Below are 23,854 nucleotides of genomic sequence, written 5' to 3' on the forward strand. Positions count from 1 at the left end.
TTCACTCGGGCGGCGTCTTGCCTTCCATCAGCGCCATCAGCCGGTCGAGAGGTCCTGCGACCGCGTGGATCGTCCGGGTCGAGACCTTGGCGTAGAGCGCCGTCGTCTCCAGCTTGCTGTGTCCGAGCAGAACCTGGATGACCCTGATATCGGTACCGTCCTCCAGGAGGTGGGTTGCGAAGCTGTGCCGTAATGTATGCGGGCTGACACGCTTGCGAAGACCGGCGACCTCGGCCGCTTCCTGAACGGCACGATGCAATTGCCGCGACGAGATCGGATCGGTGCAGCTGCGCCCCGGAAACAGCCAGCCATAGGGCAGCATCACGCCGCGCCGCCTGCCTTCGCGCCACCACACACGCAAGAGCTCCAGAAGTTGCGGTGAGAGCATGGCGTTGCGGTCCTTGCGTCCCTTGCCCTGTTCGACGCGGATCAGCATGCGGGTCGAGTCGATATCGTCGACCTTCAGATGCGCGACCTCGGAGACACGCAGGCCCGCGCCATAGGCGACACCGAGTGCCGCCTTGTATTTGATGCCAGGCGCCGCCTCGAGCAAACGTGCGGCTTCCTCCACGCTCAACACCTCGGGCAGCTTGCGCGGGTTGCGGGTGATCACCAGAGTTCGCGACAAATCCCGCCGGTTCAGCGTTACCGTAAACAGAAAGCGCAGCGCCGAAACCGTGCTGTTGATCGTCGCCGGGCCTACGCCGGTCTCGTGCTGGTGCAACTGGTATTGCAGGATGTCCTCGGCGGTCGCTGTGTCGGGAGGGCGCCCGAGAAACGCGGCGAAGTTCCTGACGTGGCGAACGTAATCATTCTGTGTATGGGAGCCCAGGCCCCGCATCACCATGTCTTGCTGAATGCGCTGACGCAGCGGTGTGATCGGGGTATCGGTCTGAAAGGTGGTCATGGCGAGTTCCTCCTGTTGAAAGGAACTCCATGCTCGGACCTCAGCCTCTACCTGCCCAGAGCTTCAGACGATTCTTCTAAGCCTCGCCAAGCGTACCTTCCCGCGCAGCGGGTTCGTGCAAGTGGGCGCAAAGCGGCCGTTCGTGAGACGCGGTTGGAACAAATGACTGGAGCTACTTACCAATCTCGGTTTTCGGCTTAAACTTGACTGACGAGCCGCCAATGAATTCCAGATAGGGGTATCAGAGCCGCTCAACGTTTCAATACAACTAGGCAGCAAAGAGTTCCTTGTAACCTTCAACCAACAACCAGTTGGCGCGAGCCAAGTGACTTCCTACGATTTTTTTCGCAAACTCTGGTGACGCCGCAGGATCAACCCCTAAGATTGCCCGAGCCATTTCCAATTCGTTAGCTCCGTCCGATGAAGCGACAAGCAACTTCATATAGAGCGTAAAGTGTTCTTTGTCATAACCAGTGACGCGATCTGACCAAGGAACTGTTTCCTGAATTTTCATGTTCGTGGCGGCCTTCAAACCAAGCGTAATAAAGACTTTGCTGAAGGCAGCCGGATCGTGCCCAAGCTGCTTCCCGCATTCAATTGCGCACATTATAACGAATAGGAACTATCGTTCCTAGAACGATAGTTCCAGCTTTGATCCTGATGTCGTCATGGACCTCAATGAGGTTATGGCGATCAACATGCGTCGATTGCGCCATGATCAAAACTTGACGCAAGAGGAACTCGCGGCTCGAGCTGACGTCAGCATGCGGTATCTGGGTTCGATTGAGCGCGCTCGTGTTTCGGCTAGTGTCACTGTACTGGGCAGGCTTGCAAATGCTCTGAGTGTTGATCCGTGTGAATTGATTAAACAGCCGAAACCGAAAACGTAGAACTCGGAGTTCCTGGAGCGAATCCGACCCGATCCATTCGATTTTTGGTTGCGGAAAAGGTAGTGCGAGAACCTCTCACCCAAACGGGAGGTTCTCACACTACCGATCAACACAATCGACGTTGCTGTCGTGACGCTTTCATTTATGCATTCACAAATAGCGTGTCCGGTCAGTTAGATTTAACCGCCTGATCACCTAGCCAATCCAACAAAACTGACGAAATCTAGCGTTCCCGGGCGGGAAAAGAGTCCAAGAAGCCTTCCAGGAAGAGGAAAGAAAATCCATGAAAAATCAACGGAATAGCGATGTATTTAAGAGGGCAAGATAAAAGGAACAGGTGCAAGACCCGCCTAAACATCAGTCTGCACATCGGGTTTCACCTGCACCAGGCGGCAAGCTTCAAGTGCAGGTAAATGAATTTAAGCGTATGAAATTAATGGCAAAAAGCCGGTGCAAGCAAAGCACAGGCGCGGTTTCCATTGAAAATGGCCTACTAAGGGGTTTCACCCCTCGCGCCCGCAAGGGAGCCGTGGCTCGCCTGCGGCTGCGCCCGCACCACACCCTTGCACTTGCTACCCCCACGCTCGCCACTTGGCAGGGGTGCAGGGTACCCCACCTTCGAAGGTGAGCCGGAAAGTCACAGTAAGTCGCGGTGTCGGCCTTCGGTCCGAATGGACACGACCATAGGTAGGTTCCAAGGGCAGGCATCTGACATGGCGATCCATGCCGAGGAAATCCTGAGAACGAAGCAGCACATGACGCGTCTCTACGCCGAACATTGCAATCGGACATATGAGGAGTTCGAAGCTGCAATGGACCGGGACCGGTTTATGACACCGAAAGAAGCTCTAGACTGGGGACTAATCGATCGCATCTTGGTCGAACGTGACGACATGGAATGATGCTAGCAAAAGCATGTCTAGCTTTCATCGGTTCAAACCAGAATGAACTTTATGCAATGTGGATCGGCTACAAAAAACTTTTTCGCCGCAGCGCACAACAGCCACCACATCCGACGGATTGAACTTGGCCCAACGGTAAACCAAAATCGATGACCTGGCTCCATCGCTTCAAGCAGGAATCCGGTCTCGCCGACTGCGCTTCCCGGCCCTGCCCCACCCATGGCCGCCTCCAGGAATGGACCTTCGAAAACATCGCCAATGCCTGGGAACGCTACTACATGATGAAATGGTAGTTGTTTAGGAGGGGAAGGCCTTCCCCCGCCTGCAACCCGCCAGGGCGGTTTTCCGTCACCCCTTCTACAGGGACAATGTTCTCTGAGCCACACAGGTTCTTGAACTATGTTTCGACCCTTAAATCTCTAATAAGGCACCACAAAGGCTGGGCCTGATCTACTAAAGTTTGGTCGACCAATTTCATTGCTAGCTGATGTAACAAACGGTGTCCCGTTGGCCACTGATCATGAACATGGCGAAGCAGGTCGCATAGCCTAGTAATTTTATCCTGCGCAGTTGAAGAAACGCTCTGCGCATGTGCACAAACTGCATCGAGCAGCTGAGCAAACAAATTCTCCGTTTCCAGTTTCGCCCAGTCGTCAGGCAGCTCAGGTGGCCCAGAATAACCAAACCGGAGCGATATCAAATCAGCAATCATTGAGCAGAAGCGCTCTTGTGAATCTAACTCTCCGGTAACCCTTCCGTACAATCGAAGCAGGACTTTCTCATTGTCAGATAATGGCAATCCCCTTGCACCGCTCAGAACACTCTCAATTTCAGTGGTCAATTCGCCCAAAATCGCTTCAGGTAACTCTCCAGGTCTCGATAGCAAGAACATTGCAAGAAACTCTGGATTTTTTGACTCTCGGAAATCGGTTAGAAGCTTCTCTGGAAAGTCCGCACGCCCTGCAGATTCGAAATCACTATTCTGGGAAATAAGGCCGCGTTCGATCCAGTCTTGGTAAGAAGTGTTGTTACTAAAAAGGCCGTCTGGGGAATCCACTTGTTGAAACAGCATGTTCCCGCTTGGACACCAACTATCATCTCGAACAATGCCAATGACGCCTAGCAAATCCGCATCCGCCTTGATGCTCAGTGTTCTTTCAATTTTCGCTGTCAACCGGTCGAAAATTCTTTGCCGACACCAGTCAGCAGATAAATCTATGCCACCATATCTCAAAGTGGGCGAAGCTGCATCGCCCTCCAGCACCTGATCCAGACTGGTTCTACGAGATCTCTCAATTATTTTCCGTGCCGCGGCCAAGTCTACACTATTGGTACTAAACACCTTAGTAACCTGAGCTGACCATACCCAAACAAGCGCCACCAGCTGCCAGTCGGGAACTCCCGAATAATCAATTCGAACACGGGCTTCCCGTATCCCTTTCCGGACTAAAAAAACAAAAAAATCTATCTGTTGATCAAAAGTAGGCTCACTATCATCCAGCCAAGGAAACTCAGCTTTCTCACGCCCGTTTTTCTTGAGATAAACGAGACAACTCTCAAATAAAAAGTTTGGGTACTGAGGCTCCCAATCCGCGAGTTTTTCAAGATCTACATCCATCAAAAAGGCCTGGAGAACACTTGTTCTGCCAAGTGCCTCCTGCTTCCCGAAAACGCTTTCAAGTGCCTCATAGGCCTTGGCTATTGCATCGAGGGGCGTTTCTGCGGCTCCATCAAGCCGCGAATAGTTGGTCAATGTGTTTTTTGACGGCAAATCCAAGAGCCGGATGTCAAGTTTCCCTCCGTTTTGCAGGTTCTCAGATATGCTGGCCAGTGTTTCGGCAAAGTTGCTCTCGATCAAAGAACGCCAGTCCTTGATGCGGGCGTTGACTGTAATATCCTTTTTCAGGATATCCTTAGCCCGTTTTGTAAACTCTGGATCAGCGCCGCCCGCATAGGAAACACTGTCAAAGAGGCTGAGCCTACCGCGAGCATCAGGTGCCGAAAGCATGGCTGTTTCCAGCGCTAAATCACCTGTAACTTTTCCATCGGAAATGACAACTTTTTCAACAACGTCGTCCTGCCGCTTCACCGATAAGGTTACTTTGGCCTCGCCCTCAAGGCACGTGATCACAGTTTCACCGGTTTCGGCGCGAATAGCCCTTTCAATTCCTGCTCCGACTTCCGAGCAGGTGAAGTCACCAAGTGGCGTTTTTATTAAGAATTCGCGGCGAACAAGTAGCTTTTCTGAAAACCCTTTAATCGAATATATCTCGTCCTGAAGAGATTCAGGCAGCAAATCGATCAATTTGTTGACTTCTTGTACGAACAATCTTGTTACGATCGCAGCGGACTCATCATCCTCTTCGACCACCAAGCGTGGCGACAGTATTTCTACAAATAGTTTTGCTACACGCTCTCTGAGAAGAGGGTCACACAAAAAACGAGCAGTTAAATGGCGTTTGAATAGCCAATTGAAAAACCCAGAAAACTGGTCAATGCTCTTCTCTTTATTCAAGAAGGTGTCTAACAGCGGCTGAGCAAAGCATTCCATAATAACAACGCTGGCAACCGAATAGTAATGTTCAGCTGGCAGGTCTGAATCTAGTCGGGCTATTTCCAAGCGCAGGTTTTCCCACACCCAATTACTCGCTGCAACGCGATGATCTTCCGATCTCTCTTTCTGAGACCAAATTGCATTAAGCATCCGAGGAACAAAAAGAATATTGCTCTTTGCTAATCTGGGTTCTCCAACTGGAATCCCATCCTCATCAACACGATTTTCCGCCCAATCAATAAACTGCAGCAACCTCAATTGGCGACCGAAAGCAAGACGTAATTCCTTCAACGTCTTGGTTTCTTTTACAACTCCATCCGCCAACCTCGCATTGATCAAAGCATCTACACAGCGCTCAACTTCTATTTTAGAAAAACCTACTCCTGCGACAAGAATTTTCCGACGAACGTCCGCAACTCTCTCAGATTTCACTAAACCTGAGGTCTCAAGGCCGCAAAGTGTCTCGTGATGCGTCACGATGTTTGATGAGTTGTAGCGGCTTAAAAACCTGTCTTCGATCCAAACCAGCGGTTGTTCCTTACTGCCCGCGTAATGTAGGCATTCCCACAGAGAACCGAGTAGTGCATTTTGCTCCGGATAACTCTGAATATCGCACTTGCTGCGATCTGGTTCTGGCGGCCATGGAATAGATTTCCATTGGTCTACTCTCAACCGCTTTGCCACAAAGGTGTGCAAATTCTCCAATTCACTAAGAAGTTGGGATCTGCGCTCTGATTGACTGACAACATTTCGAAGTTCGGCCACTTGAGCAGAAGTGGTTGTCAATTCGCATACCTGCTGTACTTCTTCCAGAACGTCACAGCGCATTAGCGACCAAAGCAGTGGCCCTGAAGCGCAAAAGTATTCTTTAGTCGGCCCTTGGATCTCGCCGGGAAGCCGCTCCGCATGAAGATCCTGAAAAAGAGCTTCTTGCTGTGCTTCGGAAAGTAAACCTTCAGAAATAAGTTGCGCCAACATGCGGTCCAAATCTACTGACCGGCTTTCGTTTGAGTGGGGTTTTGGCACGAGAGTCGTATTTCCCGGTAGAAGCGGGATTTTTGAAAGAAAATTGCGTTCAAATTCCCAAAACCTACGGCAATCATCTGAATCCAATACAGGTGAATATTTATTCTGGATTTCATTTAGGAAGCCGGGCACACTTCTCGGCAGTATTATCTGGAATGCTTTTTCAAGCTCGGGGAGAAGTCCAAATCTCATTGCAAAAAGCAACGCTGAAACATCAAGCACCAGCGGATTCTTTCCACTCTCACTCAGCTGAATTTTTCTGGCAGGAAGTCCCGCTGTCTTATGGAGTGGCGGAAGGAGGGTACCGGTATCCGATTCTGCCCAATGAGGCCCAGAAAACATGACCTCCGCGAACAGACCATAGTCGTTTTCAAATGCTTGGTGGGCAATCAAACCACCGGACAACCATTTTTCATGAGATTGTTTTGCATGGTCTAGAATGCGCTGCAGCTGCGCAATCACTTCTTCGGCTGAGTCAAACTGTGTGACATGATCCGAAGAGAAAAATTCTTGAGCTAACGCGCGATACTTATGCGATAAATCGACCCGGAAAGAACCAACCTTTCGCTCAAGTTCCATCAAATGGGGCACCGCTAACAGGTCGACTTCATCCTGTGACAAATACCGTTCAGCCGCTATACGTGAGAACTCTGGATCTTTGTCGGAACTAATCTGTGCAGCGATGAGATAATCGCGCGGCTCTGCGTCGTCAGCATCCACCAACTGCCGAACGAAAGGCAAAGCCTCTTGAGTTTGTCCCAGCGCAACGAGTCTGTGAATTATGTTGCGCTGAATTTCAGCGTTCGGTGCCCGCCGATTTAGATCAACCAGCTGGCTTAAAGACCGGCCACCCTGACCGCTTTGATCAAGAGCCCGTGCCTTTAAATACTCCATATTTGGCGGGAGCTCACGGTCATATTGAATAGGAATTGAAGCATCAATGATCTCAATGCATCGATCTGGATCATTACACTCGAGCGCTGCTAAAGCCGCTAAATGGTGAAGCCTCGGAATTTGAAACTTGAGGAGTTGCTCCTGAGCTTCATTTAAGAATACCCAGGCATTACCGGACGCTAAAACTTCGGCATAAATCAACCATGCCTCAGCGTTATCTCCCTTTGGCCGAAATTCCGCTGCATAGGTTTTTGCGGCGTCTATGTCACCATTTGAAATTTGGGCTCTTAAATCATTTCCGCGACTGTTAAAAATCTCTAGCCATTGGGTTAGAAATTCTTGTTCTTCTGGAAATTTGCCTATGTGCTTCTCAATTATATGGGCGCTATTAGCCCTGCCCTTTTGATCATCCTCATTGAGAATTGCACGAACAACAAGGTGTGCCGATGTCCCTCGCCCGAGCCTAACTTCATCCTCGAGGTACTTACGGAGTCGTCCAATTGGAAGATCGACATAAATCGCATCAGCCCAAGCAATATGTAGCGGGTCTGGCTTAGAACGCTGAACAAGTTCTTCGGTAAACTTTATGGCATGATTCCGTTCACCGCGAACTCCAACCATTAATGCGAGCTTCCAAGTCTCACTGTCTTGTTTTTGGCCGCCAGAACATCGATGGATCAAACGCTCCGCTACATCAATTGCACTACGGAGATGTTCCTGAGCTTCGTGAGTTTGAATAATCAGCGCCGGATTGAAGGGACTTGGAACCTGGCCGACGGTAGCATCAAAAGAAGCTACCATGGCACTTCTCAAGCATGCGTGCATGTAGGCTAGCGCTGCGCTATAGCTCTTCGGAGAAAGACTCAAAGCCTCTTGCGCGCAAACAAGAGCTGTTTCAGAATCGTTGCGTCGAGAAGCAACAAGTGAAAGCAGTCTGAGTGTTTCAGAACTTTCCGGCGCAGATTGAATAACATCCTCGGCACTATCCAAGTCGCCAATCTCAATCAGCAGTGCTGCCTTGATATGGAGTTCCTCAGGTTCGCTGCTCTCATTCAAAATTTGCAGCGCATTATCTACCCCATCACGATGGTATGAAATGAGTGCTGGAAGCACATTATTCGGAGGCTGCTCGTAGGATATTGATTTATTTAAAAAAGCCTGCGCCTTATCGTGATCTCGATCGTCTAGTACCAAGGAAGCCCTTAAACGCCATATTCGCGCTTTGATAGCCGCCGGAATGTCCTTCCAGTCAGTCGATTGATCATCGATAGTATCTAAGTAATTTTGAAGAGGCTCGCTATCGCCGTATCGGCGGGCCTGGATGTGAATCTCCAAAAGGTCGGCAACACTCTTGGAAGCTTGTTTCTTGAGGCCCTCAATCTGCTCATCTGTGAGATTATTTCCAGACAAACCAATCTGAGAGCTGCCAGAACCAACCTCAAGGTATTGGACAAACCTATCTGGATAGATACGGGCAGACCATGCTAGTTCAAAAAATTCTTGTACCAGCTCTGGATCTTTTTTTGCGATTTCGTGGAGGTCTTTATTCAGCCACGGAACAAACTCAATTCCCAATGACTTTAGAAGCTTATGCTGTTCGCGAATTGCGTCATTTATACTATCGCTGTTGCCATCCTTCGTTATTGCGAGAATGAACCGCTTTACCTTTTTCCCTTTCCAGTGACCATCAAGATGTTTAGTAAAATCTTCAACCCAGTCGGCAATTGAAGCTCCCGTAACCGACGTGTCGTGATAGCATTTCGCGGATAGAACAGTCTCAGGGTATCCCGCAGTAGTGAAGCACTCTACATCAATGCCAAATTGTCCCAGCCCCCTTTTTCGCTTTAGCTCATAGCGATCGTATTGAGAGTATCTTACCCTGCATAACCAACGACAACATTCTTCAAAAGGAGTTTCAGTTAGCTCATAGAACGGCAGTGTTTCATTCTTAAACTTTGCCGGCAGCGCAGACTGCTTTTTGGGTCGTACTTTTCTCGCCATCACACCCAATATGAACCAGTCTAGACACAGTAGACAAGCAACTTGTTCCCGTTTCGTTCAAATACTCCAAGAAATCCACATCGAAACCACTCGCAGGCCTAACAAACTAGGCCCAACTCAAACTTGTTAAGTCGTTTTGTTGGCCGAATTCATCAGAAATCAATCGCATCTTTTCAACTTATCTTACCGGCAGCACTGCTGCCGCGATGAAGACCTGCCGGAACTGGTTGCGGGTAAGCGGACCTTTGTGTAGGCGCGAACCAAATTTGTGATTGCTAAGTACGATTTTCACCGGTTAGTCATTCTGTCTCCGCACCCATCATCTTCTCCAACGACAAACCGATCGCATCTGACGCACGTCTCGCCGGGTCGTCAGCTATATGCGCGTAACGTTGCGTCGTCATCGATGAAGCATGCCCAAGCAGCTTGCCAACAATTGGCAGGCCAAATCCGGCCATCGCCCCGACACTGGCTTGGGTGTGCCGGAGATCATGCAATCTGACATCTTCGAGTTCGGCGCTCGTGCGAATGTGGGTCCAGGGTCGTTTAAGATCATGCCTCGGTTGATCGGGAATGTCGCCAGAGATGACATATCGATCAGTGCGCTCCATGGATTCAAGGATGGCGATCGCGGACCGGTTCAAGATCACTGTTTTCCGGCCGGTCTTGGAATCGGGAAGAAACAATAGCCCGCGCCCGATATCCACTTTCTTCCATTGCAGATGAAGGATTTCCCGAAGTCGGCACCCAGTCATCAGCAACAGGCGAATGGCATTGGTGACGTGCAAGGGATAGATGATCGATTGGTTGCCTTTCGCAACGTGTTTGCGCCTGTAGCCAGTGACTTTGATGGTCCAGGGCAACCCTTTGGTCTCTGCTAGGACAAGGGTGCTGCCTAACCTCGCCAGCTCTTCGTCGCTGAGGTAGCGTTGGCGCCCTTGCTCCTTAAATCGCTTGACGGCCCGGGTTGGATTGAAGGCCTCCGGGACGCAGCCATTGTCAGCCCCCCAACTGAACACACTGCCAAGATAGGCAATGACCCTGTTGGCGTTAAACGGTTGCTCCACGAGACTGATGTGGATCTTGTTTAAGTCCTTTGTGGTGATAGCCTCGGCTGGACGCTTTCCAAGTACCGGCAGCACGTGTTTGTTCAGAGCTGACTTGTAGTTCGTCAGGCTTGCTGCCTTCAGTTTTGGACCGTGTCCCTCAACAAAAAGCTCCACCAGTTTCGAAAGCGTCACGGCCTTGCGCTTGGCGTCCCGTTCCTCCGCAGGGTCTTCTCCGAGGGTCACATTAGCCAGCACCTTCTTGGCAGCGCTACGGGCTTCCTCGGCTGTCAATGTTCCAACATTGCCTAGCTTCACCTGCCGTCGGATGTTACCATTTCGGTACCGACATACGAATGTCTTGCGACCGCTGGCGCCGACCCTGATACCGAACCCGCTGATCGCGTCGTCCCAGACGAAGTAACGCTCGTCTTTGGGTGCCAGGGCATCAACACTGCGTTTTGAAATCTTCAATTAGGGCCGCCTCAAAATGGTCTCTGCGCTCTGTCTGGCCTCCAAGTGGCGTCCATATGGCGTCCAAGTGCAAGCAAATTGGTGGAAGTGTCGTCCAAAACAGTCAGGGAAAAAGATCAACAAATACAATTAGATACGAAACATAATCCGGTTTCAAGAAATTTGAGAAAACGCTATAAATCCATTTCCTAATCTGAGGGTCACAGGTTCGAATCCTGTCGGGGTCACCAGTTTCATAATATTTGCAGATACTTGAAAATCGCTCCTGCGCTGCATCATGTGCAGTGTCGGACACCGGACCGCGAACTTGTCCTGTGTCACGATTGGTTGACAACCCGGATTTCAAGTCTTGAGGGAGCTGCTTGGCGGTCTATTTGCCAAGCTCGATCAGCGCCTGCAGAAACAGGTTTGCACCCCTTTCGATGTCGACCCAGTCGCTGTGCTCACCCGGAGAATGGCTGATTCCATTGCGGCTTGGCACGAAAATCAACCCGGAAGGACAGATGCTCTGCATGGTTTGCGCATCGTGACCGGCACCTGAAGGCATCCGCTTGGTCGCAAGTCCCATGTTTCCCGCCAGGGTTTCCAGCCGGTTCGCAAGGTCTGCATCAAGTTGTACCGGCGGCAGCCAGCTTCGCTCGGCAGACTTCAGGCTCAGCCCCGACTTGCGGGCCACATCGAGGGCTCGGTCGTGAACCATGTCACGTAACATCCCCATGACGCTTTCAGATGTGTCACGAAGGATGACGGAAAAGTGGGCCTTGCCAGGAATTGTATGCGGCTGATTTGGTTCCAGGACAACGTGCCCGATTGTGATGCGGGTCTGGTCGGTTCCGGCCTGCTTGATGATCTGCGGGATCTGGTGCGCCAGTTCCGCAAGGCCTGCAAAGGCATCGGAACGCATCGACATCGGTGTTGTTCCCGAATGATTGGCAATGCCGTTGAACGTGTATTCAAGGTAACAGACGCCGGATACCTGGTCTGAAATTCCAACCGATACCTGGTCCTGCTCAAGGACAGGGCCCTGTTCGATGTGGAGTTCAAGAAACGCCCTGATCGTCCCAGCCGGTCTTGCCGCGGATAAGATGGCGCGAGGATCAAGGCCCTGCAACGTCATCGCATCTACCAGTCGGACGCCGTCTGCATCCCTGGCCCGGGCGATCCAGTCAGCAGTGGCCAGGCCCGCGATCGCCTGTGATCCCAACATGCCGCCAAACCGCCCTTCTTCCTCCGAGGTCGCCAAAACTTCGATTGCAGTGGCCGGTTCGAAACCGGCGTCCTTCAGTGTCCGGACACATTCCAGGGCAACGCAGACACCGAGCGATCCGTCAAATGCACCACCGTTCGGCACAGTGTCCAGATGCGACCCTGCCAGGATGCAAGGCCCGTCGTCGGGGCCGTAACGACCGAAGAGATTGCCCGCACCGTCGGACCAGACCCTCAGGCCGTCTTTCCGCATTTCATCTCCGAACCATGCCCGGCAGGCCAGGTCCTCGTCTGAAAAACCCGGGCGGTTGAATCCGCCGGTTTCAACATCGAACCCGAACCGGTTCACACCATCGAGCAGGGTCTTGAGGCGGTCCGGACGAATGCTGGGCCCTTGGTGCGGCATTCGGATTTCTCCCTGATTTACAGCGCTTAAGCCTTGTTTTCCCCGGTATGTCAGTCCCCGGATGAAAATTAATATGAAATAATTATTGCGAATATGCAATTAATCATGATTAATTAGATGAAGACACAAAGAGGGGAATGGTCATGAAAAAGATTTTAGCTGCGGCAGTTGCCTCGGCCTTTTTTGCATTTGCGCCTCAGACACAAGCGCAAACTCCACCCAATGTTCTGGTTGTCGGTCAGATCGCGGAACCGAAATCGCTGGACCCCCAGGCCGTAACGGCGGTCAACGACTTCCGTATCCTCGTCAATCTCTATGACGGTCTGACGCGCTACAAGGACGGTACGCTGGAAGTCGAACCTTCACTTGCCGAAAGCTGGACGATCTCCGAAGACGGCAAGGCCTATACCTTCAAACTGCGCGATGGCATCACCTTCCACGACGGCACACCGTTCAACGCCGAGGCAGTGAAGTTCAATTTCGACCGAATGCTGGATGAAGAACACCCATACCACGACACAGGCCCTTTCCCCTTGTCGTTTTTCTTCTCCGCGGTTGAAGACGTGATCGCGGAAGACGACACCACTGTAACCTTCAAGCTGAATGCGCCCTATGCGCCGTTCCTGTCCAATCTCGCCTACCCGACCGGCCTGATCGTTTCTCCGGAAGCGGTCAGGAAACACGGCAAGGATTTTGGTCGGAACCCATCGGGCACCGGCGCCTACAAGTTCGGTGAATGGGAAGCAAATGCGAAGGTCGTGGCGGTCAGGAACGAAGACTACTGGGACGGCGCCCCGGCCCTGGAAGCCCTGATCTACCGCCCGATCACGGATGCCAATACGCGGATCGCCGAAATGCTGTCCGGTGGACTGGATGTCATGGTTGAAGTTCCGCCCGACAGTTTGCAGCAATTCAAGTCGGACGCGGGTTTCAGTGTTCTTGAGCAGGCCGGTCCTCACGTCTGGTTCCTGATCCTGAATGCCAGGGAGGCTCCGTTCGATACCAGGGCAGCCCGGCAAGCCGCCAATTATGCAATCAACAAGACCGCGCTCGTTGACAACATTCTTCAAGGCACGGCAGACGTCGCCGCCGGCCCGACGCCTCCGGCCTTCGCCTGGGCGTATAACGAAAGCCTCGAGCCCTATCCATATGATCCGGAAAAGGCGAAGGAACTGCTGAAAGAAGCAGGCTACAACGGCGAGGAAATCACCTTCTACGTCACCGAAGGCGGTTCCGGCATGCTGGATCCCGTTGCTATGGGCACGGCAATCCAGGCAGATCTTCAGGCCGTCGGCATGAACGTCAACATCGAAACCTATGAATGGAACACCTTTCTGGGCAAGGTGAATCCCGGCCTTGAGGGCAAGGCAGCCATGGCTGAAATGGCCTGGATGACCAATGACCCGGACACGCTGCCGTTTCTGGCTCTTCGCACGGAAGCATTTCCCGACAAGGGCGGTTTCAACTCCGGATATTATTCCAATGCAAAGGTCGACGAACTTCTGGACAAGGCCCGTCAGGTGACCGATCAGAACGAACGCGCCGCTCTTTACAAGGAAATGCAGGAAATCGTCAGGGAAGACGCTCCCTGGGTTTTCGTTGCCAACTGGAAACAGAACGCTGTCACCAGGGCGTCCGTCGAAGACTTCAAGCTGCAACCGTCCTTTTTCCTGATGTTGCAGGACGTCAAGAAGCCGCAGTAAACAGGAGATTGTCCCGGCGCGAACGAAAAGCCGCCGGGACAATCGTGTTCATCTCAGTTCCGGCATGCTAGGGAGCAAGAGCATTGGGCGCCTACATCGCCAAGCGTCTTCTGGCCGCCATTCCGGTCCTTTTCGGATTGACGATCATCGTTTTCCTGATCATGGCCATGATCCCGGGAGACCCGGCCACAGCCATTCTCGGGTCCTATGCCACTCCGGAAAATGTTGCCAAACTCAACCGGGACCTCGGGCTCGACAAAAGCCTGCCCGAGCAATACGTCATCTGGCTTGGAAATCTCTTCCAGGGAGATCTCGGCCGCTCCTACAGCCTGAACAGGCCTGTGCTCGATGAAGTCCTGGAACGGTTTTCCGCAACGCTGATCCTTGCCGGCACCGCACTGGTTCTGTGTTCTGTCTTCGGGCTTCTGGCCGGGATCGTGTCAGCGGTGCGCCAGTACGGATGGGCCGACAAGATCATCACGCTTCTTGTGCTCATGGGCATTTCGACGCCTTCCTTCTTTCTGGGGTTGCTGCTGATCCTGGTATTTGCCGTAAAGCTTCGTCTGTTTCCGGCATCGGGCATGTACGCCATCTACGGCGGTGGTGACCTTCCTGATCTCTTTCACCACCTGACCCTGCCCGCACTGACGCTTTCCGTCGTTGCGACCGGTGTCGTCGCGCGCCTCACCCGGACGGCGATGCTGGAAGTCCTGAGGCAGGATTACATCCGCACCGCCCGTGCCAAGGGTCTCCCGGAACGCAAGGTCATCTGCAAACATGCATTCAAGTCGGCATTCGTCAGCGTCGTTCCGGTAATCGGGATTCAGGCAGGATTTGTCATCGGGGGGGCGGTCTATATCGAAACGGTCTTTCAGTGGCCAGGCATCGGTTCCATGCTGGTCAAGGCGATTGCCACGCGCGATCTGTTGCTTGTTCAAGGCGGAGTTCTTGTCGTCGCGGCAGCCTATGTTCTGTTCAATCTGCTTGCTGATGTCGTGCAGACGCTGATCGATCCGAGGTTGCGCTGATGACGAACGCGGCAATCAGCGGGAAAGGCCGGCAGGCCGGCAAGTCAGCACGGCCGGGAACACTTTCCCTGCTTCTCAACAACACGCTGGCAACAGCCGGTCTCATCATCCTGATTGCCGTCTGTCTTCTGGCGCTGGCAGCACCCGTCCTGCCTTTGCTCAACCCGGACGTGACTGCCCCTGCAAACCGTTTGCTGCCCATTTTCAGCGCCGGCCATCTGCTTGGAACCGATCATTTGGGAAGAGACCTGCTCTCCCGGCTGATCTGGGGAACTCGCGTCTCACTTGCGGTGGGCGTTTCCGCCACGATCATCGCCGCGGTCTTCGGATCGGTTCTTGGACTGGTCGCGGGATATGCCGGCGGGCGCACCGACACCGTCATCATGCGCGGTATCGATATGGTGATGGCGTTTCCCTATATCCTGCTCGCGCTTGCCATCGTTGCCGTGCTGGGGCCCGGATTGCTCAATGCGCTCTACGCGATTGCCCTGGTGAACATCCCGTTTTTCGCCCGAAACATACGGGGAATCACCCTTGGTCTGTCCCGCAGGGAATTCGTTGATGCCGCACGACTGTCGGGAAAATCTCCTGCCCAGATCCTGTTTGTGGAAATCCTGCCGAATGTGCTGCCTGTTATCGTCATAACCATGTCGACAACGGTCGGCTGGATGATCCTCGAAACGGCGGGACTGTCGTTTCTTGGCCTCGGAGCACAGCCACCACAGGCCGATCTCGGCTCCATGCTTGGCGAGGGACGCAAGATCCTGTTCACCGCGCCGCATGTATCTATCGTCCCCGGGGTTATGATTTTTGTGCTCGTGATGGCGATCAACCTGCTCGGTGACGGCGTCCGGGACATCCTGGACCCGCGTTTGCGGGCGGGGTCGCTGACGAGACCGGTCGCACGGACTGCGGTTTTGCGCAATCCTGCAGATGTTCCTGCCCCGTCCGGTGACGAAAACATCCTGGACGTGCGCCGGCTGCGCACAGAATTTCAGATCGGTGGAACAGTCTACCATGCCGTTGGCGGCGTCGACCTGGCTCTCCGCCAGGGCGAATGCCTTGGCATTGTCGGCGAATCCGGGTCCGGCAAATCCGTCACGGCAATGTCGATCATGGGCCTGGTTCCAACGCCGCCCGGTCGCATTGCGGGCGGAGCGGCCTATCTGGAGGGCGAGGATTTGTTTGCAGCGAGCGACCGGCGCATCCGTGACCTCCGCGGCGGCTCTGTCGCCTACGTGTTCCAGGACCCTCTCTCTACCCTTCACCCGCTCTTCACGGTTGGAAATCAGCTTGAAGAAGCCATCCGTACGCATCAGCCCCTTTCCAGGGCGCAAACCAGGCAAAAGGCAATCGAACTCCTGTCACTTGTCCGCATTCCAAATCCGAAGGAACGTCTGACAGCCTATCCACACGAGCTTTCAGGAGGCATGCGCCAGCGCATTTGTATCGCAATGGCACTGGCAAATGACGCCAGGGTGCTTATTGCCGATGAACCGACAACGGCACTTGATGTTACCGTTCAGTCCCAGATCCTGACCCTGATGAACGGCCTGCGCCGCGAACGCAACGCTGCAATTCTCTTTATCACGCACGATTTCGGCGTCGTGTCCGCAATTTGCGACCGCATTGCTGTCATGTATGCCGGCCGGATTGTTGAAACCGGAAAGACAGACGACATCCTGGCCAACCCGCAACATCCCTACACTGCAAAACTCATCGAGTGCGTACCGGTCCTGGGCGAACCTGAGCGACGCCTTGACGCGATTGAGGGGCGCCCGCCTGTTGTGAACGACCTGCCTGACGGATGCGCATTTGCCGACCGTTGCCCACATGCCCAAAGCCTCTGTCGCACAGGGGACATTGAGCTTGTTGCTGCCGGTGCAAACCGGAGTGTGCGCTGTCTTTTCCCGGTGAACACGGATCCTTCCACATGAACGACGGGCGAAAAAAGACATCCGGTGAAGACACATTGCTGACCATTAGCGGCGTGGAAAGAATATTCGGCGGCGAACGCAGGCTTTTTGGCGGACGAGCTCCGGCTGTTCATGCGGTACAAAGCCTGAGCTTAAATGTCCGGAAAGGCGAAACGCTTGGCGTCGTTGGTGAATCCGGATGTGGCAAATCCACCCTGGCGCGCCTTGTGGTCGGTCTGGATGATCCAACGTCGGGAAAGATTGTTTTTGACGGTGAAAATCTGGCCGATCTTGCCCGAAAGGACGGCAATGCCCTCGCGCGAAAGGTACAGTATGTCTTCCAGGACCCAGTCGCCTCGCTCAACCCGCGCAAGACCATCCGGACCATTCTGGAAGCGCCGCTCAAGCATCTGACAGACCTGGACAAGGATGGCCGTGAAAAACGGCTGACAGAACTGCTGCAGGCAGTGAACCTGGCGCCGGAATTCCTGGAACGATATCCACACGAGTTTTCCGGTGGCCAGGCCCAGCGAATTGGCATTGCCCGCGCACTTGCGGCCGGACCGGAACTGATTGTGCTGGACGAGCCTGTTTCCGCGCTGGATGTCTCCGTGCAGGCACAGGTGCTGAATCTCCTGGACGATTTGAAGAAGACCTTTGGATTGACCTACATCTTCATCAGTCACGACCTGTCGGTGGTTGAGAGTGTGTGTGATCGTGTCGCGGTCATGTATTTCGGCCGGATAGCTGAACTCGGACCGGCGCAAAGTTTATTTGAAGCACCCATGCACCCCTATACGGATCTTCTCATGCGATCCGCGCCGGCTCCCGGGCGGCATGAATTGATGGCTGAAGACGCTTCCGCCGAACTTCCCGACCCCTACAATCCTCCCGCCGGATGTGCATTTGCCGCCAGATGCAACCGCAAGACCCGGACATGTCTGGATAATCTGCCTGCCTCTGATCAGGCACCAGGCCCCGATTCCGGCCACATCGCAGCTTGCTATCATCCACTAATAGAGGCATAGCCATTGGAATGTTGGCTTTGAAGTTAGCCTCGGCATGAAGATTGAAGACACACCATTGGACCCGAAGACCCGCAAACGTCTGCGTCGGCCGGATATCGTTGCGCAACAGATCCGCGAACGGATTATCGAGGCCGGGCTCCGTCCAGGTGACCGGATTCCCGCAGACTGGCTGTTACCGGAATCCGTCAAGGTATCGCGTGGGACCTTGCGCGAAGCATTGAAAGTACTGGAATTCCAGGGATTGATATCGTCCCGCAGCGGCCCGGGTGGCGGCATCTTCGTTTCCTCGGTGGAGCCGGGGGAAGCTATCGGACTGCTGGACAACCTTTTCCTGTTCGACCCGCCCTCCATCGCCGATATCTATACGCTTCGCAAACAATTGGAACCCGAGCTTGCTGCATCGGTTGCAGGCAATCTGACCGCGGAAACTTTCCAGGCACTGCAGGGCTGTATCCGGCTTTACGAGGACGAACCCGAAACAGCGGAAGAAGAATACGCTCAGCGGCTCGCCGAGCTTGATTTTCATGAAGAACTCACCCGGCATTGCAACAATCCGATCCTCGCATTCACCTGTTCCTTCCTGCTCAGTCTCCTGCGTGACATGACCGTGTGCCGGTCGATCTACAAGGAACCCAACCCTGCCTTGCGGGAAACAGGCCTGCACTATCAGGTTCGTCTGCTGCGGGCGATCAAGGCGGAGGATCCGGAACTGTGCCGGACGATCATGCGGGGGCACATGCTGGAAGCAGAAAAGTACATGCTGGAGCGTGCCGCAATGCGTCCGCCCGGGGAAAGCTCCCCAACCAGCTCCACCGACTCCCGATAACAAGTCAAACAGAACGGTCACCGCGGTGCTGTCAGTGTCGACGCGGGGCGTCAAACCCGTTCTGTCGATTGCCATCCGGCCTCAGACCACGGGTGCCCGGATTTCCGTGCCGGCAAAGTTATGCGATTGATCGGTTCCCATTCCCAGATGCATGAAGTCGATAAAGGCCTTGGTTGCCTCGTTGTAACTGCGGCCGTTGCGCCAGACGAGGCCAACATCCATCGTCGGAATTTCATCCGATACCTCGATCACTTCAACGCGCCGTCCTTCCAGGCTCCAGGGCCGGTGCACCATGTCCGACAGGATGGAGACACCCATCCCGTTGGCCACCATGCTGCGCACGGCTTCCACCGAGGATGTCCGGAAAATTGTATTCGGCCTGTAAGGCGTGCGGTTCCAATAGCGCTGCGCCGTGTTGCTGGCCTCGTCAACTGTCAGCATGATGTAGGGTTCCTCGGCCACGTCCTGCAGTGAGACCGAGGGTTTCTGAAGATATTTGTGATGAGCGTCGACCCAAAGCCGCCGACGGGACCGCCAGAGAGTGTCGTGTGCCAACTCCTCGTGATTGACGATGTTCGATGTCAGCATGACCGACAGGTCGAAGCCGTTCGTAACAAGGCCTTCCTCGATTGTCGGGCGGTCGGCCTCTGACAGATTGATTTTCACGTTGGGAAAAGCACGTGAGAACCGCGCGAGAAACGGAGGGAAGAAATAGCCGGAAATCGTATAGCTGAGCGCCAGGTTGATCGACCCTTTCACATCATCGCGGATGCGGCGCGGGATCCTGACGGCCTCTTCGACCGATTCAATGATATGGCGGGCATGTTCCAGAAAGAGATTGCCTTCATAAGTCAGTGACACGCCGCCCGCATGACGTTCAAACAACCTTGCCCCGATAAGGTCCTCAAGGGACTTGATAGCAGTCGTGATCGCCGACTGGGAGACATTCAGGTCCATTGCTGCCCTGGAAATCTGACCTGCATTGGCGGCGGCGAGGAAATAGCGAATTTGTCGAAGAGACGGTTCCATCTGAATTTCCGATTCTGTTTATCTATTTTTCTGAATTTCGATAAAAACCCATTTCACGCCCAGATTGCGCTTACCGCTCAAGTTCAATCGTATTGAGTGCATAAAGTCAGATCTTTCATTGCTTTAATAGTTGAAACAGGCGAACCGACACTCATCGGAATGTCAATCACTCGAGCTCATACCATCTGTTTTTTCGATATTATTATGTTTAAAATCATATTTTACAATATTGCTTGCGCTCCTCAATATCAAGCCGTCCGCAGCAGAAGACCCGCGGCAGGGTCCGCCGGATCGATGAAATCAAACCCGTAAACGTTTGAATCCAAGGGGAACGAGAACTCATGAAAAGAACTCTGGTGGGCCTGTTGGCCTCGACGGCGATATCGTTCGCAGCCGTGACGGCCGCGTCGGCCGCAAACTGGTTCCCGGTTCCGGTTCAGGTCTGGGAACCGGCCTTCGACATGGACAGCCCAAGGCGGGACTTCACCTATGTGCCGCTCGACAAGGCCTCCAAACCCTGGGAAGTATGTGTCTCCTTTCCGCATATGAAAGACGCATACTGGCTGGGCGTGGATTATGGCGTGACGGAAGAAGCCAAACGGCTGGGCGTCAAGATGCAGGTCGTCGAGGCGGGTGGATATACCGAACTCAACAAGCAGATTTCCCAGATTGAGGATTGTGTCTCCGCCGGTGCCGATGCCGTGATCATCGGTGCGATTTCCGCAGACGGCCTCAACAACCTTATTCAGGAAATTCGCTCCAAGGACATCCCGGTCATTGACGTGATCAATGGAATTTCTTCCAAGGAAATCACCGCGAAATCTCTTGTCTCTTTCGGTGAAATGGGCGCGAAAACAGGGGAATACCTTGCCAAGCTGCACCCGGCCGGCTCCGGCAAGGCAAAGGTTGCGTGGTTCCCTGGCCCCTCCGGAGCAGGATGGGTGGAAGCCGGCAATGCAGGTTTTGCAAAGGCCGTCGAAGGCAGCGACATCGAGCTCGTGGAAACCAAGTACGGTGACACCGGCAAGGAAGTGCAGGCCAAGCTTGTTGAAGACACGCTCGAGGCACATCCCGATCTCGCCTACGTCGTCGGAACTGCTGTCACGGCCGAAGTCGCCGTGCCGATCCTGCGCTCGCGTGGCCTGACGGACCAGATCAAGGTCGCGTCCTACTACTTCACGCCCGGCGTCGCGCAAGGTTTGAAACGCGGCCAGATTCTCGCCGCACCGACCGACTCAACAGTCCTTCAGGGCCGCATCGCTGTCGATATTGCCGTGCGTGCGCTGGAAGGCGAACCCTATGAAAAGCATGTCGGCCCGGCCCTTTACGTGGTGCATCAGGGCAATCTGGGTGAGTTCGATGCGTCCTCCACCCTTGCGCCGGATGGCTTCAAACCGGTTTTCCGGGTCGATTGACAATGGTCTCTCAAGCCTCGGATGCAGTGGTCCAGGAGGTTGGGGAGGGTGCGCGCACCAGTGCGCACCCGCTCCTCAGGACCGAAAGCCTGACCAAGGACTATCCCGGTATCCGCGCCCTCAACGAAATGAATTTCGATCTGCGCAGTGGTGAGGTCCACATACTCTTCGGTGAAAACGGTGCCGGCAAGTCGACGTTGATCTCGATGCTGGCGGGTGCAAATCATCCCACCAGCGGCAAGATCCTGTTCGACGGCAAAGAGGTGCACCTCGGCAGCGTTCATGAAGCAAGGGAACTGGGCATCAGCGCGGTCTTTCAGGAATTCTCGCTCATACCGCAGATGACGGTTGCCGAGAACATGTTTCTGGGTGCCGAACCGACACAGGGCGGGTTTCTTCGGCCGCGGGAACAGAAGGCAAAAGCCGAGGAGATTCTAAAAAACCTCGACTTTCATTTGAAGCCTGGCCGCCGTGTCGATCACCTCACGCGTGCGGAACAGCAGATGGTCGAGATTGCCAAGGCTTTCCGCACGGATCCGTCGGTTCTCATTCTCGACGAGCCGACCGCGTCGCTGACAAACCATGAGACCGAACAGTTATTCAAACTGGTCGCCAAACTCAGGAAACGCGGTGTCGGCATCATCTACATTACCCACCGCATGGCGGAAATCCGCGAAATCGGAGACCGGATCACCATTTTGCGCGATGGCAGGTTCATCGACACGGTCGATGCCGCCACGACCAGCGAAGATCGCCTTGTGGAACTGATGACCGGCCGCGTTGTCGGGCAGATATTTCCGAAAGTGAACTACAATCCGGGCGAAACGATACTGGAAGTCGATAACCTGCACACGCCTGGCTCCGGCGGGCTAAACGGCGCGTCAGCCTTTGTCCGCCGAGGTGAAATCGTCGGATTTGCGGGGCTGGTTGGCTCCGGAAAATCAAAATTCGCCCAGGCCAGTTTCGGCTCTTACCCGATAGAAAGCGGCAGGATCCGTTTCAAGGGACAGGACGTCGGCAAGCCGAAAACCCGGGACATGCTCAAGCGCGGTTTCATGTATCTGCCATCGGACCGCCGGTCCGACGGGCTGATGATGATGCGGCCTGCGCGAGAGAACATCAGTCTCGCCTCGTTGACCAACGCACCGCTATCGGCAGGCTTGTTCCTGAACACCCGTGCTGAGAACCGTGTCGCATCCGAACTCGCCGACCGGCTGAACCTGTCTCCGCGCCGTATCGAGCGCCTCGCTGGACAGTTTTCCGGCGGCAACCAGCAGAAGTTGATGCTTGCACGCAGCCTTACCCGCGAGTTCGATCTGATTGTCTTCGATGAGCCGACCGTCGGCGTCGATGTCGGCACACGCGCGGCCATCTACCAGTTTATTGCCGAGCTCAGCGAGAACGGAGCGGCCATTTTGCTGATTTCATCCGACCTTCCCGAAATCCTTCACCTGACCAATCGGACTTACGTCTTCTATCGCGGCGAGATCCAGGCCGAACTCGCCGGTGACGACATCACGGAAGCCAATGTCCTGGCCCATTTCTTTGAACGAGAAGAGGTTTGAATGACCGTCTCATCCGAAAGCTCCGCAGCGGGTACAAGCACACTGGCGGATCTGCCGAAGAAGGTGTTCGTCAGATTGGGGATCCTTCCGTTTCTGCTTGTGATTGCCGTTGTCGTGTTCACGATCCTGTCCGACAATTTCCTGACCGGTCGAAATCTGCTGAACGTCCTGAGGCAATCGGTCTTTCTGACCATCGTGTCGATGGGGCAGATGCTCGCTCTGCTGACCGGCGGTTTCGATCTGTCTGTTGGAACCACACTTGCGTTGACCTCCGTCGTCGGTGCGATGGCGATGGCAGCCGCTTATGCCGCGATGCCTGACGCTGTCTGGCTGGCTATCTTTATCGGTTGCTTCGCCGGCATCGTCGCAGGAACCATGATCGGTTTGTGCAACGGTATTGGTGTCGCATTTTTCGGCGTCTCACCTTTCATGATGTCGCTCGGCATGACATCCGTCGGCTTCGGCATTGCCCTGTTTCTGACGGGCGGAACACCGGTCTACGGCATGCCGCAGGCTTTCGGGGATGTATTCGGTTTCGGATCCTTCCTTGGAATCCACACTCCGATCTATGTCGCCGCCCTGCTTGCCGTCCTGCTGTTCGTCTATCTCTACCGCACCCCGTTCGGGCGATACATCTATGCCGTCGGCGGAAACGCCAAGGCGGCGGGACTTTCAGGCATCAACACCAGGGCAACACTGCTTTGGACATACATCATGTGCGCTGCCATGGCATCAGTCGCCGGCATGCTGCTGACGGCCCGGCTGGATACGGGAGAAGCCAATATCGGAGCGTCCATGCCGCTCGAATCGATTGCCGCCTGTGTGATCGCCGGCGTCAGTTTGCGCGGTGGTGTGGGTCGTCTGGAAAACGTCATTCTGGGAGCTCTCTTCATCGGACTGGTCCAGAACGGCATGAACCTTGCGCGCATTGAATCCTACCTGCAGACGGTGGTCCTCGGTGGATTGCTGATCCTTGCAGTCATCGCCGACCAGATCCGCTTGCGCTACGTCGCATCCCTCAAAGACTAAGAGCCAGAA

General features: G+C 54.2%; 16 protein-coding genes and 1 pseudogene. 11 read left to right on the top strand and 6 right to left on the bottom strand.

The genetic code is table 11. From position 1 onward, the window contains the following. Position 1: 1 nt before the first annotated feature. Positions 2–907: a tyrosine-type recombinase/integrase gene (locus tag LA5095_RS11440; RefSeq protein ID WP_055114998.1), complete on the bottom strand. Its 906-nt coding sequence runs from the start codon at positions 905–907 to the stop codon at positions 2–4. Positions 908–1,175: 268 nt separating this feature from the next. Next, positions 1,176–1,421, bottom strand: a complete 246-nt coding sequence (locus LA5095_RS11445) for a hypothetical protein (RefSeq protein ID WP_055115624.1) — start codon at positions 1,419–1,421, stop codon at positions 1,176–1,178. A 154-nt stretch (positions 1,422–1,575) separates the two neighbouring features. Here LA5095_RS11445 and LA5095_RS11450 point away from each other — a divergent pair, with 154 nt between their 5' ends. The 3 genes and pseudogenes from LA5095_RS11450 (at position 1,576) to LA5095_RS32690 (ending at position 2,992) form a co-directional block, all read left to right on the top strand. Then, positions 1,576–1,797 carry a helix-turn-helix domain-containing protein gene (locus LA5095_RS11450; protein ID WP_055115000.1) on the top strand — a complete coding sequence of 74 codons (222 nt, stop codon included), beginning with the start codon at positions 1,576–1,578 and terminating at the stop codon, positions 1,795–1,797. 686 nt (positions 1,798–2,483) lie between these two features. Next, positions 2,484–2,699 (top strand): annotated as a pseudogene (locus LA5095_RS11455) (ATP-dependent Clp protease proteolytic subunit); the annotation flags it as partial. Positions 2,700–2,848: 149 nt separating this feature from the next. Beyond that, positions 2,849–2,992, top strand: coding sequence for a hypothetical protein (locus LA5095_RS32690; protein ID WP_158510368.1), 144 nt, complete (start codon positions 2,849–2,851; stop codon positions 2,990–2,992). Between the two features lie 104 nt (positions 2,993–3,096). Here LA5095_RS32690 and LA5095_RS11460 read toward each other — a convergent pair whose 3' ends face one another. The 3 genes from LA5095_RS11460 to LA5095_RS11470 form a co-directional block, all read right to left on the bottom strand. Continuing rightward, positions 3,097–9,174 carry a tetratricopeptide repeat protein gene (locus LA5095_RS11460; protein WP_055115003.1) on the bottom strand — a complete coding sequence of 2,026 codons (6,078 nt, stop codon included), beginning with the start codon at positions 9,172–9,174 and terminating at the stop codon, positions 3,097–3,099. A gap of 299 nt (positions 9,175–9,473) precedes the next feature. Beyond that, positions 9,474–10,694, bottom strand: a complete 1,221-nt coding sequence (locus tag LA5095_RS11465) for a tyrosine-type recombinase/integrase (RefSeq protein ID WP_055115004.1) — start codon at positions 10,692–10,694, stop codon at positions 9,474–9,476. Between the two features lie 370 nt (positions 10,695–11,064). Beyond that, positions 11,065–12,306: a Zn-dependent hydrolase gene (locus tag LA5095_RS11470; RefSeq protein ID WP_055115006.1), complete on the bottom strand. Its 1,242-nt coding sequence runs from the start codon at positions 12,304–12,306 to the stop codon at positions 11,065–11,067. Between the two features lie 143 nt (positions 12,307–12,449). Between LA5095_RS11470 and LA5095_RS11475 the strand changes: the two genes are divergently transcribed. The 5 genes from LA5095_RS11475 (at position 12,450) to LA5095_RS11495 (ending at position 18,807) form a co-directional block, all read left to right on the top strand. Next, a complete protein-coding gene (locus LA5095_RS11475) occupies positions 12,450–14,009 on the top strand; it encodes an ABC transporter substrate-binding protein (protein WP_055115626.1) in 1,560 nt (519 codons plus the stop codon). Positions 14,010–14,092: 83 nt separating this feature from the next. Continuing rightward, positions 14,093–15,037, top strand: coding sequence for an ABC transporter permease (locus LA5095_RS11480; RefSeq protein WP_055115008.1), 945 nt, complete (start codon positions 14,093–14,095; stop codon positions 15,035–15,037). Continuing rightward, the gene (locus LA5095_RS11485) at positions 15,037–16,974 is read left to right on the top strand and encodes a dipeptide/oligopeptide/nickel ABC transporter permease/ATP-binding protein (protein ID WP_055115010.1); all 1,938 of its coding nucleotides are present in this window, start codon (positions 15,037–15,039) and stop codon (positions 16,972–16,974) included. The genes LA5095_RS11480 and LA5095_RS11485 overlap by 1 nt, the downstream gene beginning before the upstream one ends. Further along, positions 16,971–17,981 (top strand): ABC transporter ATP-binding protein, encoded by a 1,011-nt coding sequence (locus tag LA5095_RS11490; RefSeq protein ID WP_055115012.1) that lies wholly within the window; start codon positions 16,971–16,973, stop codon positions 17,979–17,981. The genes LA5095_RS11485 and LA5095_RS11490 overlap by 4 nt, the downstream gene beginning before the upstream one ends. A gap of 34 nt (positions 17,982–18,015) precedes the next feature. Then, positions 18,016–18,807: a FadR/GntR family transcriptional regulator gene (locus LA5095_RS11495; RefSeq protein ID WP_055115014.1), complete on the top strand. Its 792-nt coding sequence runs from the start codon at positions 18,016–18,018 to the stop codon at positions 18,805–18,807. Positions 18,808–18,888: 81 nt separating this feature from the next. Here LA5095_RS11495 and LA5095_RS11500 read toward each other — a convergent pair whose 3' ends face one another. Further along, a complete protein-coding gene (locus tag LA5095_RS11500) occupies positions 18,889–19,836 on the bottom strand; it encodes a LysR family transcriptional regulator (protein ID WP_055115016.1) in 948 nt (315 codons plus the stop codon). 341 nt (positions 19,837–20,177) lie between these two features. Here LA5095_RS11500 and torT point away from each other — a divergent pair, with 341 nt between their 5' ends. The 3 genes from torT to LA5095_RS11515 are packed head-to-tail and all read left to right on the top strand — an operon-like array spanning position 20,178 to position 23,845. Further along, positions 20,178–21,251: a TMAO reductase system periplasmic protein TorT gene (torT, locus tag LA5095_RS11505; protein ID WP_055115018.1), complete on the top strand. Its 1,074-nt coding sequence runs from the start codon at positions 20,178–20,180 to the stop codon at positions 21,249–21,251. A 2-nt stretch (positions 21,252–21,253) separates the two neighbouring features. Next, positions 21,254–22,816: a sugar ABC transporter ATP-binding protein gene (locus tag LA5095_RS11510; protein ID WP_082442499.1), complete on the top strand. Its 1,563-nt coding sequence runs from the start codon at positions 21,254–21,256 to the stop codon at positions 22,814–22,816. After that, entirely contained in the window at positions 22,817–23,845 is a 1,029-nt protein-coding gene (locus LA5095_RS11515; RefSeq protein WP_055115020.1) for an ABC transporter permease, read from the top strand. The last annotated feature ends 9 nt before the right edge of the window (positions 23,846–23,854 follow it).

This window comes from Roseibium album, assembly GCF_001404515.1.
Taxonomy (GTDB): domain Bacteria; phylum Pseudomonadota; class Alphaproteobacteria; order Rhizobiales; family Stappiaceae; genus Roseibium; species Roseibium album.

What these genes read in the sequence shown, in the direction of transcription:
- LA5095_RS11440 (WP_055114998.1), bottom strand. Translation starts at nt 907, where the DNA reads ATGACCACCTTTCAGACCGATACCCCGATCACACCGCTGCGTCAGCGC.
- LA5095_RS11445 (WP_055115624.1), bottom strand. Translation starts at nt 1,421, where the DNA reads ATGAAAATTCAGGAAACAGTTCCTTGGTCAGATCGCGTCACTGGTTAT.
- LA5095_RS11450 (WP_055115000.1), top strand. Translation starts at nt 1,576, where the DNA reads ATGGACCTCAATGAGGTTATGGCGATCAACATGCGTCGATTGCGCCAT.
- LA5095_RS32690 (WP_158510368.1), top strand. Translation starts at nt 2,849, where the DNA reads ATGACCTGGCTCCATCGCTTCAAGCAGGAATCCGGTCTCGCCGACTGC.
- LA5095_RS11460 (WP_055115003.1), bottom strand. Translation starts at nt 9,174, where the DNA reads ATGGCGAGAAAAGTACGACCCAAAAAGCAGTCTGCGCTGCCGGCAAAG.
- LA5095_RS11470 (WP_055115006.1), bottom strand. Translation starts at nt 12,306, where the DNA reads ATGCCGCACCAAGGGCCCAGCATTCGTCCGGACCGCCTCAAGACCCTG.
- LA5095_RS11475 (WP_055115626.1), top strand. Translation starts at nt 12,450, where the DNA reads ATGAAAAAGATTTTAGCTGCGGCAGTTGCCTCGGCCTTTTTTGCATTT.
- LA5095_RS11485 (WP_055115010.1), top strand. Translation starts at nt 15,037, where the DNA reads ATGACGAACGCGGCAATCAGCGGGAAAGGCCGGCAGGCCGGCAAGTCA.
- LA5095_RS11490 (WP_055115012.1), top strand. Translation starts at nt 16,971, where the DNA reads ATGAACGACGGGCGAAAAAAGACATCCGGTGAAGACACATTGCTGACC.
- LA5095_RS11495 (WP_055115014.1), top strand. Translation starts at nt 18,016, where the DNA reads ATGAAGATTGAAGACACACCATTGGACCCGAAGACCCGCAAACGTCTG.
- LA5095_RS11500 (WP_055115016.1), bottom strand. Translation starts at nt 19,836, where the DNA reads ATGGAACCGTCTCTTCGACAAATTCGCTATTTCCTCGCCGCCGCCAAT.
- torT (WP_055115018.1), top strand. Translation starts at nt 20,178, where the DNA reads ATGAAAAGAACTCTGGTGGGCCTGTTGGCCTCGACGGCGATATCGTTC.
- LA5095_RS11510 (WP_082442499.1), top strand. Translation starts at nt 21,254, where the DNA reads ATGGTCTCTCAAGCCTCGGATGCAGTGGTCCAGGAGGTTGGGGAGGGT.
- LA5095_RS11515 (WP_055115020.1), top strand. Translation starts at nt 22,817, where the DNA reads ATGACCGTCTCATCCGAAAGCTCCGCAGCGGGTACAAGCACACTGGCG.